Below are 12014 nucleotides of genomic sequence, written 5' to 3'. Positions count from 1 at the left end.
CTCATAAAACTCTTTGAATCGTTTCATCTCCTAACCTGTTATACCGGCACAAAGATATAAATTTTCGGAAATCCGGTAGGGGCGAAGCGATATGCCACAGCCAGATTTCCGCTAAATTCCTACCTTTGCAACTCAACAGGTTACGCGAGCTGAAGCATATGGAGAAAAGATGGGTTTACAACGAAGAGCAACTGCCGGAAGTAGTTTCAGAACTGGCAGAGAGCCTGAAGATTAGCAAGACCCTGGCCGATATTCTTTGCCAACGCGGCATCTGCACCTTCGAGGAGGCCAAGGCCTTCTTCCGCCCCAGCCTGAGCAGCCTCCACGACCCGTTCCTGATGAAGGACATGGATCGGGCTGTAAACCGCATCAACGAGGCCCTTCATAAATCTGAGAAAATTCTGGTCTATGGCGATTACGATGTAGATGGCACCACCTCGGTGGCGCTCATGTACAGCTTTCTGCGCAACTACACCGAACATATTGAGTTTTACATTCCCGACAGGTACAAAGAAGGCTATGGCGTGTCGCAGCAGGGAGTGGAGTGGGCCGCTGAGAACGGTTTTACGCTCATCATCAGCCTGGACTGCGGCATAAAATCAGCTGATAAAGTGGCCTTAGCGACTTCACTGGGAGTAGATTTTGTTATCTGCGACCATCACCTGCCCGACGAAGACATTCCGCAGGCAGCGGCGGTGCTGGACCCCAAACGGCCCGACTGCCAATATCCTTTTAAAGAGCTGTCTGGTTGCGGGGTCGGGTTTAAGCTGATACAGGCCTTCTGTATTCAGAATAACATAGAGCAGCGGGAGGCATTTAAGCTGCTGGACCTGGTGGTGGTGAGCATTGCCGCTGACATTGTGCCCATTACAGGCGAGAACCGCGTGCTGGCCCATTACGGCCTGCTGCAGATAAATGGTGCTGCCGGCATGCGTCCGGGGCTGAAGGCGCTCAAGGAGCTGGCTGACATTACGGGCCCGATGGATGTGACGAGTGTGGTATTTGGCTTTGCGCCCCGCATAAACGCCGCTGGCCGCATGGGCGATGCCAAGCGCTCGGTGCGGATGCTGCTGGCCGAAACCAAGGAGGAAGCCTACGCGGTGGCAGACGTCATAAACGAATCGAACAAGGAGCGCCGCAGCAAAGACACTAACATTACCAAAGAGGCGCTGCAGATGATCGAGGAAGACGATTTTCTACGGAATGCCAACTCTACAGTGTTGTACAAAGACTCCTGGCATAAAGGCGTGATCGGTATTGTGGCTTCGCGTTGCATCGAGAAATACTACCGTCCTACCATCATCCTGACCCAGTCTAATGGCAAGGCCTCCGGCTCGGCCCGCTCGGTGCATGGCTTTAATGTGCACGACGCCATCGAAAGCTGCTCTGACCTGCTCGACCAGTTTGGCGGGCACATGTATGCCGCCGGCCTGACATTGCCCGTAGAGAATATTCCGGCCTTCAGGGAGCGTTTCGAGGCATTTGTGTCTGACACTATTACCGAAGAGCAGAAGATACCGCAGATCGAGATAGACGCCAAAATAAAGCTGAACCAGGTCACCCGCAATTTCTATAAGATCGTGCACCAGATGGAGCCGTTCGGCCCGGGCAACATGAAGCCGGTTTTTGTGTCGGAATGCGTGTACGATACAGGGGCTGTGCGCGTGGTGGGCAGTTCGCACCTGAAGCTTACGCTCACCCAGGATGGCTACTACTCCATCGATGCCATTGGCTTCGGCCTTAGCGACTATTACGATGCCATCTCCAAAGGTATTCCGTTCGACGTGTGCTATACCATCGAGGAAAACATTTTCAGAGGCGTTTCCACACTCCAGCTGCGCATCAAAGACATTCGGGTAAAATAGCTGCTATAGTAGAGTAGACTGATGTTTTTAATTTGAAAATGAGAAGATAGGGAGAGGAAATACTTAGCTTATAAATCCCCACTACCTGACTTCCAGCTACAGGCCACCAGTCTAATGCAGCTAGCATCTAAAAAGCCTCTGGAGGGCCATTTTCATTCAAATAATTTGCCGGTAATCAATGTCTTGCCTTTAGAGATTCTTGCGGCAGGGCTTTCTGTTGCCGGTGCTTTTGCCAGCCTGTAGCTGCGGCCAGTGCCATCATTATACCTGCCACCAACAGCCCAAACGACTCGCGGGCCTGCTCCATGGCATTGGTTTTCATGGAGAGATCTTTCTGCGCCCATTCCTGCCTTATCCAATCTGATACAGAGCTTGGATAAAGCAATGCGAAGCCAAACAGGAACAAGACCGCAAAGGCCGTTAATACATAGCGGAAGTAGATGCCGAAGGCCGCCAAACCACACATCAGCGCGGCAAAGCCATAGATCAGCAGCCACAGCCAGGCATCCGGATCGTTTAGCTGCCAGTAAGTGAAGAGCAAAAAGGCCAGGCACCAAAAGCCGTAAAATATGCTGGTTAGCTTCATGCTTTTAAATGATAGAAGTTACACGATAAATTTTGCTGCCGGAAGCTGAACAACAGCCGCTACGGCAGCGGTTGCCTGTGCCTGAGTTGCTGCAGCAGGTCTTCTTCTTGAGTGGCAGGCAGTTCTGGCAGGCAAAGCGCGTGCAGCGTATCATAGTCGCCGGGGAAGAAGTTGAGGTCTACGGCTGCTTTAATGCCAGGTAGCGTGCCACGGTCGGTGTATTGCCAGAACTTCCAGGTATCATCTCCGTGCAGTACGGGTTGTGCTGTGTTATAGCGCGCGATCCAGAAAGAATATTCGTTGAAATGGCCTTTTAGCCAGCGGCGGTAAAAGTTCTGGTTAGAGTAGATCATGGGCTTCATGCCGTAATGGTCTTCTATGGCCTCCAGCCAGATGCGGATCTGCTCCCGGAACTGCTCCCCACCGATAGTAGGGTCGGCCACCTCCACATCGAGCACGGGCGGCAGGTCGCCGGCCTCCAGCCGTACCAGGCTTTTAAAAATCCTAACCTGGTCCACGGCAGGCACTGTAGGTATAAAGAAATGGTAGGCGCCACGCTTAATGCCCACCCGCTTGGTTTCCTGCCAGTTGCGCTCAAAGTAAGGATCCTGCCTGCTGTCGCTTTGCGAGGCTTTTACGAAGGCAAACGTAATGTCGGCTTCTTTTACCTGGTGCCAGTCAACCTCGTGCTGCCACCTCGACACATCAATACCTCTCAGGCTGGTTGTCTTTGTGACGTTGGTAGCAGGTTTGCCATCGTCCTCAGTAGGCACTGGCTCAGAGGTGCTGAGCATACCGGCAAAGCCTGCCATGAACAGCAAGCTGATGTAGCTCAGCTTCTGCGAAACAAGTAAAACAAGGGCAGTAAGCATGTGGTAACGAATAGTTGTAAGTTGTACAAGCTAAGCAGACAGCAAGTAAAAATCAAGCTTTTTATAGAGTATTTAGCTAAATAAGCATGAACTTTGCCTGTGTACAGGCCTTAGCCCATGCAGCGGCCGCAATGCCGGAAGGCACTTTTCATTAGAATAATTTCATCTGAAAGCATCTGTCGCCATGTTAAGCTGTATAAGCGGCGACCTTTGAAGTAGAGAGCCTGGGCAGCGTCCGTTGCAGGGCGCAAGTTTATTAAGTAAATTACCACAATGAAACTGAGAGCAGAACACCTGTTTAAGAAATACAAGTCGCGCATGGTCGTAAACGATGTGTGCGTAGAAGTAAACCAGGGCGAGATTGTAGGCTTGCTAGGGCCCAACGGAGCCGGTAAGACCACCTCCTTCTACATGATTGTGGGGCTGGTGAAACCCAATAAAGGGAAGATTTTTCTGGATAAGGAAGACATTACCACGCTACCCATGTACCAGCGGGCCAAGCGGGGCGTGGGTTACCTGGCGCAGGAGCCCTCGGTGTTCCGGCAGCTAACTGTGGAAGAAAATATTCTGGCGGTGCTGGAGATGACCAACATGACCAAGCAGGCGCAGAAAGAGAAGATGGAAGACCTGCTGGAGGAGTTTTCGCTCACGCACGTGCGCAAGAACAAAGGCATTGTGCTGAGTGGGGGGGAGCGCCGCCGTACCGAAATTGCCCGTGCCCTGGCCGTAGACCCGAAGTTTGTGCTGCTCGACGAACCCTTTGCCGGTGTAGACCCCATTGCCGTAGAAGAAATTCAAGGCATTGTGGCGCAGCTCAAGAACAAAAACATCGGCATCCTTATCACAGACCACAACGTAAACGAGACCCTCTCCATCACCGACAGAGCTTACCTGCTGTTTGAGGGCAAGATCCTGAAGTCCGGCACCGCCGAAGAACTAGCCGCCGACGAGCAGGTGCGCCGGGTATACCTGGGCAAGCACTTCGAACTGAAGCGGAAGGTTTGACCTGATTGTTGGTTGTTAGTTGTTGATTGTTGTTTGGATTTTGCGCAGTATGCAGGAACGAAAACATGTACAGTTAAACGATATTGAGGTCTACAAAACCGCTTTCAACCTAAGTAATTTTTTATGGCTGAGGGTAGAGCAATGGGAGAACTTTGCCCGTAATACGGTGGGACAGCAGTTCATAAGAGCTGTCGACAGTATATCAGCCAATATTGCCGAGGGCTTTGGACGACATGGGAAGAAAGAGAAAATACAATTTTTTAGGTATGCAAGAGGTTCAGTATATGAGTGCTTGGATTGGAATGAGAAGTGCAGGATTAGAAAGCTACTGGCGCAGCAAGAATACGAGTATGTTTTTTCAACACTGCAGAAACTGCCTAAAATGCTTAACAGCCTGATAAAGGTAACGAACATGAACCTGCAGCAGTAGCTTCTTAGCAACTAACAATCAACAAACAGCAATCAAAAAAGTGGAAATAATAAACTCAATAGTGACGTGGGTAATGAAGAAGCGGATCCATCAGATTGATCTGTTTCGGAAGTACCCGCACGATGTGCAGCAGGAATTGTTTCAGAACCTGATCAGCACGGCCAAAGACACAGAGTGGGGCAAGAAATACGGTTACAAAGACATTAAGTCTGTAAGAGAGTTTCAGGAGCGGGTGCCGGTATCTACTTACGAAGACCTGTTTCCGCACATAGAGCGGGTCATGAAGGGCGAGCAGAACATTCTATGGCCCAGCGATATTGAGTGGTTCGCCAAATCGTCTGGCACGACCAATGCCCGCAGCAAATTTATACCTGTAAGCCCCGAGGCCCTGGAGGAGTGTCACTACAAAGGCGGCAAAGACATGCTCTCCATCTACGTAAACCTTTATCCTGAAACCAAGCTGTTCTCCGGCAAAGGCCTCTCGATAGGAGGGAGCCACCGGCCCAACGAACTCAATGCCAAAACCTCTTGCGGCGACGTGTCGGCGGTGATCATGCAGAACCTGCCTATCTGGGCCGAGGCCATGCGAACCCCTCCGCTAAAAGTAGCGCTCATGGACAACTGGGAAGAAAAGATTGCCAAGATGGTGGAGCTCACGGTGCAGGAAAACGTCACCAGCATGTCGGGGGTGCCGACCTGGACCTATGTGCTCCTGAAGCGAATTCTCGAAACAACCGGTAAGCAGAACATTCTGGAAGTGTGGCCCAATCTGGAGTTGTTCACACACGGGGCTGTAGCCTTTGGCCCTTACCGGCAGCTGTTCAAGGAGATTATTCCTTCTGATAAAATGAATTACCTGGAGGTGTACAATGCCTCCGAAGGCTTTTTCGGGATACAGGACCAGGCTGGTACCGAAGACGAAATGCTGCTTATGCTGGACTACGGCGTGTACTACGAGTTCATCCCCATGGATCAGTTCGAAGAGGAACACCCTACAGTGCTTACGCTCGACCAGGTGGAGCTTGGCAAAAACTATGCTCTGGTGATTTCGACCAATGCCGGCCTGTGGCGCTACAAAATCGGCGATACGGTGAAGTTCACCAACCTGAACCCGTACCGCATCAAAATTTCCGGCCGTACCAAGCACTTTATCAATGCTTTTGGCGAAGAGGTGATTGTAGAAAATGCTGAGGTAGCCATTACCAAAGCCTGCGATGCCACCGGTGCCATTATTACCAACTTCACGGCAGCTCCTGTTTATATGGAGAGCGGCAAACGCGGCGGGCACGAGTGGATCATCGAATTCGAAAAAGAGCCCAACAATCTGGAAACATTCAAGCAGGTGCTCGACGACTCCCTCCGCGAGATCAACTCCGATTACGATGCCAAACGCCACAAAGACATTGCACTGGTGGCTCCCATCATACATGCTGCCCCACAAGGCACCTTCACCAATTGGCTTAGCCACAAAGGCAAACTGGGCGGCCAGAACAAAGTGCCCCGCCTCGCCAACACCCGCGAGTACCTGGAGGAGATACTGGAGGTGAATGGACTTGGTTAATGTGCTAATGATTTAATGTGCTAATTCATATATGGATAAATGGCTTAATTGTTAAATGGTCGATTTTGGAGATGGCTTTGACTAGCTAAAAAGTACGGAACCAACAAGGTTCAGAAAACATAAGGTTAAAATATTCTGAACATTCTTTAATTCTGTAAATTCTGATTCAGACAAAAATCTAGCATCTAAAAAAGCACCAACCAGAAGAGGCGAGCAGCTGTACAGCTGCTCGCCTCTTCTGGTTGGTGCTTTAAGGCTCACAGTGTCTTCCAGACTTGTGAGCCTTAACCAAGAGACACTCATAGGTCTGAAAGACGCTGTGAGGTCTTTGTTGCGTTGCTATTCCAGAAAGCTGCTCATAAAACCGCCTTCTTTCTTGGCGTTCTCGCCGCGGGGCATGAGGGCCTCTATCAATTTCTTCACCGGCATAGATTGCAGCCACACACGGCCAGTGCCGCGCAGCGTGGCCAGGAAGATTCCTTCCCCACCAAAGATCATCGACTTTAAGCCACCGGCCCGCTGCACACTGAAGTCAATGCCAGGCTCAAAGGCTACCACACAGCCAGTGTCTACACGCAGGGTCTGGTTGTTGAGTTGTTTTTCTACAATAGTGCCTCCGGCATGTATAAAGGCCAGGCCGTCGCCGGAAAGTTTTTGAAGGATAAAGCCTTCGCCACCGAACAGGCCAGCCCCCAGCTTTTGGTTAAAGTGCATGGCTACCTTGGTGCCAAGCGCCGCTGCCAGAAAAGCATCTTTTTGCACGATCAGTGTGTTGCCCGGTACCTTGTCCAGGGCAATGGGCAGAATGGTGCCGGGGTAAGGCGCTGAAAAAGCCACCCGGCTCTTGTTGCTATAGCCTCGGTGCGTGAAGTGGGTCATAAACAGCGACTCACCAGTCAGGAGGCGGCTGCCGACAGAGGCAAGCTTGCCGAAAAAGCCCTGGTTGGGATTGGAGCCGTCGCCCATCTTTGTTTCGAACTCTATGCTCTCTTCCATGTACACCATGGCACCGGCTTCGGCAATTACAGTTTCGTTGGGGTCCAGCTCGATCTCCAGCACCTGAATGTCGTTGCCGAAAATCTTGTAGTCGATTTCGTGTGAGTTTCTCATAGTCTGAAATAAGGTTTCAGATGCAATATATGATTTTGTTATACTTCATCATCAACTTCTTCTTCGTCGTCCTCCACGCCTTTTTTCTTGCCCCGTACAGGTACATCGTCCTCGTCGTCAGACAGGGCATTGGTGTTGCGCACAAAGTCCTCGTCTGTCTCTTCCACTTCTTCGGTTTCCTCCACATGGAACTCGTTTTCCTCCTCACGCAGGGCCCGTTCGGCGGCATCGCGTTTCAGAAGCTTTTTGTCCTCCACGTTTTTGTTCAGGAATTCGTTAATCTGGTCGATGTTGTAGTTGGAGATGATTTCGCCCTGTTGGTTCACTTTTATCTCAAAGCCTTCCAGGTCCTTGTGCACCCGCGACTTCTTTTTGCTTTCCTTCTTGTTCTTTGCCATAGTTTTAGTTTTTAAAGAGACACAAGCATAGTAGCAGTGGCCTGCCGCTCGTCCTGCTACTAATTGTCTCGCTGCCTCCTGGTTACCTAACGTCTGTTTCTTAAACACATGTATAAGGCGAATTCAGGAAATAGTTGCAAATGGCGGCGGAGGCTACTTTGCAAGGCTATTTGCAGAAACAAAAAAGAGGCTAACCCATCGAAATGGATCAGCCTCTTTTTAAATGCCTGATGCGTCGTAATTATTCTAATGAAAATGGCCTTCTGGAGACTCTCTTAGACAATAGATGCTAGATTTTAGATGGTAGACTTCTATTGAGTTGAGAGTTGATTGGTGTTATCCGGTTCATCTTCAAACCAACCATTAAACCATCTAACAATTTAACAATCAACAACTAGCAACCAGCAATTATTCGAATGAAAACAGCCTTCCAGAGGCGTTGCTGACAACAGAGGCGGCTTCCTAGGCCGTTGCAAAGTGGCTCAGCTTGGCAATGGCGGTTTCGATGCGGCTCATCGTTTCTTCCTTGCCGATCACCTCGATGATCTGCATGAGGTCGGGGCCAGCTTCTGCGCCTGTTACAGCCAGGCGAAGCGCCTGCATTACCTGCCCTATTTTCATGCCATGGCGCTCCAGAATCTGCAGCAGCAAATCCTTCACCGCGTCTGCGTTGAAATCTGCCAGCGCCGGAAGCTCGTTTTTGAAATCCTGAAAAACAGACACTGCCTGCATGTTCCATTTCTTAGAGGCCACTTTCTCGCTGTACTCGGTCGGAGCTACAAAAAAGTACGCGGCTTCCTGCCAGAAATCCTGCGGAAAGCTCACGCGCTCTTTCATAAGGCCGGCTATTTTTTCGGCTTTCTCAGGCGTGCAACTGATCTGGTGCTCTTCCAAGGCCGCCAGCAGGTAGTTGGCCAGCTCTGCATCGGGTTTAGCGCGCAGGTACTGCTCGTTAAACCAACGCGCCTTCTGTATGTCGAAGCGGGTGCCGGACTTGCCGATGCGCTCTATAGAGAACTCCTGTGCCAGCTCCTCCAGCGAGAAGATCTCCTGCTGGGTGCCCGGGTTCCAGCCCAGAAACGCCAGGAAGTTCACAAAAGCCTCGGGCAGGTAGCCAGCCTCACGGTAGCCACTCGACAGCTCACCCGAAAAAGGATCAGTCCAGCGAAGCGGGAACACCGGGAAGCCCAGTTTGTCGCCGTCGCGCTTGCTGAGCTTGCCGTTGCCGTCGGGCTTCAGGAGCAGGGGCAGGTGGGCAAACTCGGGCATGGTGTCTTCCCAGCCCAGGTAGCGGTACAGCAGCACGTGCAGCGGGGCCGACGGCAGCCATTCCTCGCCCCGGATCACATGCGTGATCTGCATCAGGTGGTCGTCTACGATGTTGGCCAGGTGGTAGGTCGGCATGCCATCCGACTTCATCAGTACTTTATCATCTATGGCAGAAGAGTGTACCATTACCCAGCCGCGTATCATGTCTTTCAGGCGCACCTCTTCTTTGCGGGGCACTTTCAGCCGGATCACGTATGGGTCGCCGGACTCCAGGCGGCGCTTCACCTCATCCTCAGGCAGGGTGAGGGAGTTTTTCATGGTGGCGCGCGTAATGGCGTTGTATTGCGGCGTGGCTACTTTGGCGGCTTTGAGGCGCTCGCGCATCTCGTCCAGCTCCTCGGCCGTGTCGAAGGCGTAGTAGGCGTGGCCGCTCTCTACCAGCTGCAGGGCGTACTGCATGTACATGGGCTTGCGCTCCGACTGGCGGTAGGGGGCATAAGGGCCGCCGGCAACAGGGCTTTCGTCGAGGGTGATGCCGCACCAGTTCAGGGCCTCCAGAATATAATCTTCAGCGCCAGGCACAAAGCGGTTCTGGTCTGTATCCTCGATACGTAAAATCATTTTGCCGCCCATTTTCCTGGCAAACAGGTAGTTGTATAAGGCCGTGCGGACGCCGCCTATATGCAGAGGCCCGGTTGGGCTCGGGGCAAAGCGTACTCTTACTTCTCTTTCCATGTATGGTTACTGAAAAATTCTTGTCTAAATCCGGCACAAAGGTACAAAATATTGTGGCCTTTCGGTAATGGCACGCTTAGGCATTCGCGTTGCGCCCAAAGAATCAGGGGCTGGAAAACCTGGGGCCCTAATAAAAACATAATCAATGGTTTCCGTATTTGTAGAGAAAGTTATAAGCCCCTGTTAATGGTTGCAAAGCGGTTAAAGATTGCATGGTATCTGCTGGAAGAAACCTGGCTGGAGTTTCTGGACAACAACTCTTTTCAGAAGGGGGCAGCCCTGGCCTATTATACTGTTTTCGCGCTCCCACCTATCCTGATCATTATCATTAGCGCGGCTGGCTACTTTTTTGGAGAGCGGGCCGTGTCTGGCGAGATCTATTACCAAATAAAGGAACTCATCGGGTCGGAGGCGGCCTACGAGGTGCAGAAAATGGTGGAGAACATCAACGATTTTACCGACATTAACTTTGCCACGCTCATTGGTATTGTGGTGCTGTTTGTGGCGGCCACCGGCGTGTTTGTGTCGCTGCAGGATTCGCTGAACGAGATCTGGCATGTGCGGCCGCAGCCAAAGCGCGGCTACCTGAAGCTGTTGCTCGACAGGGTGCTTTCTTTCGGGATGATTATGGCGGTGGCTATTTTGCTGCTGGTGTCGTTACTGGCCAATGCGGTGTTGGTGGCTATCGGCGATTTCCTGACGGCCCGCTTTTCGGGCTGGGTGTTTTATGTGCTGCATGTGGCAAACTTCCTGTCGAACCTGCTGCTGGTGATGCTTCTGATAGGCTGCATTTACAAATACCTGCCTGACGTGAAAATAAGGTGGCGCGATGTGTGGGTGGGGGCTTTCGTAACGGCTGTTCTTTTCTCCATTGCGCGAGGCGTGGTGGGGTTTTACCTGGGCAAGGCCGACGTCGGTTCGGCTTACGGAGCGGCAGGCACCGTCATCATTATTCTCTCCTGGGTCTTCTTCATCTCGCAGATGATCTTTTTCGGCGCCGTTTTCACCTTTGTGTACTCGCGCAAGTACGGCCATAATATATACCCGGCCGACTATGCGGTGCGCTTTGTGCGGCAAGAGCTAAACGTGGGGCACTCGGCGGTGAACGCGGAGCCAGGCAAGTTTGCCGAGGAAATATACGGAGAAGAGGAGCAACAAGAGGTGCCAGAGAAAGACAGATCTGCCGGCGAGAACATTTAGCGTGCTGGCGGTTGGTCGTGTGTGGTGGAGCAGCCGCAGGCTCCTGAGGGGGTATTTTATTGGAATAATTGGTGGCCGGATAGCTAGCTAAACTGCCGTCTGTTGGTCCGGGCCACATAACAAATCCTGGAGGTAATCCTGTTTGCCTGTACGATTACAAGCATGCTGCTGTTGATTCACCATTCCATTATAATTTAAATAGTACCAGGAAAAGCGCTCTATAGGAACCGCTGAACGGCCACTTCTTTGGTGTCACTAGTTTTTTCACCAGATCTAAATTATCTCACAAACACCTGTTTCCTAGTATTGGATACTTTTTTCCCTTCTCATCAAATCCGTTCTATGGTGTTTAATTAAGCTAAACAACGGTAACACCAAAAACAGAAATAAATATTTTTATAATATACATATTAATATATTTATATTTAGCTTCATTCCTCCTCTCTTACTGTAAATGAAAGATCGTTTGTTTGTAACTGAATTAAGATTATAAAATGCCTATGTTCATATTGTTGAATTTTGGATTAATAAAGTGCAATATAATAAAGATGATAATGAAGTATTGAACACTTATGGGAATTACTGTTAACATAAATAATGTAGGCTTTTACATAAAGGTTTATACAGTTCACCCTGTTTTGTTATAGTTGTATTTTTATTTGATATTTCCTGTTCTACATTTGTGATGCGCGAGCACTAATAAAATGTCCAAAAACGCTAAAAGTTATCCTCTCGAGGAAAGCGCCAGATAAAAATTTCATATTTAAATCGTTTGATGGCTTATAGGACAAAAATAATAGCCAATTCAATAATAATAGTATGTATCAATAATTAATTTAATACTAAATCAAAATTTTAAATAAGGAGGTATTTTTTGTAGTAAGACACAGAGCATAACACAATTTTATAGTACCCATTTAGCCAGATTAACTTTCAACTTTTAGCCAAAAATTTATGAGATTTAACTTTCGCGGCCTCATTGC

The 12014-nt window shown here is 50.1% G+C and carries 10 protein-coding genes; 5 read left to right on the top strand and 5 right to left on the bottom strand.

Translation table 11 applies throughout. The features are described from left to right. Positions 1–158 precede the first annotated feature (158 nt). Positions 159–1865: a single-stranded-DNA-specific exonuclease RecJ gene (gene recJ, locus FJM74_RS14730; RefSeq protein WP_187263390.1), complete on the top strand. Its 1707-nt coding sequence runs from the start codon at positions 159–161 to the stop codon at positions 1863–1865. Between the two features lie 175 nt (positions 1866–2040). Here the strand turns inward: recJ and FJM74_RS14725 are convergent, their stop codons facing one another. Further along, positions 2041–2451: a transmembrane 220 family protein gene (locus FJM74_RS14725; protein ID WP_187263389.1), complete on the bottom strand. Its 411-nt coding sequence runs from the start codon at positions 2449–2451 to the stop codon at positions 2041–2043. Positions 2452–2510: 59 nt separating this feature from the next. After that, a complete protein-coding gene (locus FJM74_RS14720) occupies positions 2511–3323 on the bottom strand; it encodes a glycoside hydrolase family 25 protein (RefSeq protein ID WP_187263388.1) in 813 nt (270 codons plus the stop codon). Between the two features lie 273 nt (positions 3324–3596). On the opposite strand from FJM74_RS14720, the gene lptB reads away from it, so the two are divergent. The 3 genes from lptB to FJM74_RS14705 all read left to right on the top strand — a co-directional run bounded on the left by lptB (position 3597) and on the right by FJM74_RS14705 (position 6319). Continuing rightward, positions 3597–4328, top strand: coding sequence for an LPS export ABC transporter ATP-binding protein (lptB, locus tag FJM74_RS14715; RefSeq protein ID WP_187263387.1), 732 nt, complete (start codon positions 3597–3599; stop codon positions 4326–4328). A gap of 49 nt (positions 4329–4377) precedes the next feature. After that, positions 4378–4758: a four helix bundle protein gene (locus FJM74_RS14710; protein ID WP_187263386.1), complete on the top strand. Its 381-nt coding sequence runs from the start codon at positions 4378–4380 to the stop codon at positions 4756–4758. Between the two features lie 73 nt (positions 4759–4831). Further along, the gene (locus FJM74_RS14705) at positions 4832–6319 is read left to right on the top strand and encodes a GH3 auxin-responsive promoter family protein (protein WP_187263483.1); all 1488 of its coding nucleotides are present in this window, start codon (positions 4832–4834) and stop codon (positions 6317–6319) included. A 339-nt stretch (positions 6320–6658) separates the two neighbouring features. Here the strand turns inward: FJM74_RS14705 and FJM74_RS14700 are convergent, their stop codons facing one another. From FJM74_RS14700 to gltX, 3 genes are all read right to left on the bottom strand, one after another. Then, a complete protein-coding gene (locus FJM74_RS14700) occupies positions 6659–7429 on the bottom strand; it encodes a TIGR00266 family protein (RefSeq protein ID WP_187263385.1) in 771 nt (256 codons plus the stop codon). A 38-nt stretch (positions 7430–7467) separates the two neighbouring features. Next, positions 7468–7827, bottom strand: a complete 360-nt coding sequence (locus tag FJM74_RS14695; RefSeq protein WP_187263384.1) for a hypothetical protein — start codon at positions 7825–7827, stop codon at positions 7468–7470. 462 nt (positions 7828–8289) lie between these two features. Beyond that, entirely contained in the window at positions 8290–9831 is a 1542-nt protein-coding gene (gltX, locus tag FJM74_RS14690; protein ID WP_187263383.1) for a glutamate--tRNA ligase, read from the bottom strand. A 186-nt stretch (positions 9832–10017) separates the two neighbouring features. Between gltX and FJM74_RS14685 the strand changes: the two genes are divergently transcribed. Continuing rightward, complete coding sequence (locus tag FJM74_RS14685) at positions 10018–11031, top strand: YihY/virulence factor BrkB family protein (RefSeq protein WP_187263382.1); 1014 nt, start codon at positions 10018–10020, stop codon at positions 11029–11031. Positions 11032–12014 lie beyond the last annotated feature (983 nt).

Origin of the sequence: Pontibacter beigongshangensis, assembly GCF_014332515.1 — a bacterium.
GTDB classification, from domain to species: domain Bacteria; phylum Bacteroidota; class Bacteroidia; order Cytophagales; family Hymenobacteraceae; genus Pontibacter; species Pontibacter beigongshangensis.
This window is presented reverse-complemented; position numbering and strand designations above follow the sequence as displayed.

Coding starts and splice junctions, on each gene's coding strand:
- FJM74_RS14725 (WP_187263389.1), bottom strand. CDS start 2,451: ATGAAGCTAACCAGCATATTTTACGGCTTTTGGTGCCTGGCCTTTTTG.
- FJM74_RS14695 (WP_187263384.1), bottom strand. CDS start 7,827: ATGGCAAAGAACAAGAAGGAAAGCAAAAAGAAGTCGCGGGTGCACAAG.
- FJM74_RS14705 (WP_187263483.1), top strand. CDS start 4,832: ATGAAGAAGCGGATCCATCAGATTGATCTGTTTCGGAAGTACCCGCAC.
- lptB (WP_187263387.1), top strand. CDS start 3,597: ATGAAACTGAGAGCAGAACACCTGTTTAAGAAATACAAGTCGCGCATG.
- FJM74_RS14700 (WP_187263385.1), bottom strand. CDS start 7,429: ATGAGAAACTCACACGAAATCGACTACAAGATTTTCGGCAACGACATT.
- FJM74_RS14710 (WP_187263386.1), top strand. CDS start 4,378: ATGCAGGAACGAAAACATGTACAGTTAAACGATATTGAGGTCTACAAA.
- FJM74_RS14685 (WP_187263382.1), top strand. CDS start 10,018: ATGGTTGCAAAGCGGTTAAAGATTGCATGGTATCTGCTGGAAGAAACC.
- FJM74_RS14720 (WP_187263388.1), bottom strand. CDS start 3,323: ATGCTTACTGCCCTTGTTTTACTTGTTTCGCAGAAGCTGAGCTACATC.
- gltX (WP_187263383.1), bottom strand. CDS start 9,831: ATGGAAAGAGAAGTAAGAGTACGCTTTGCCCCGAGCCCAACCGGGCCT.
- recJ (WP_187263390.1), top strand. CDS start 159: ATGGAGAAAAGATGGGTTTACAACGAAGAGCAACTGCCGGAAGTAGTT.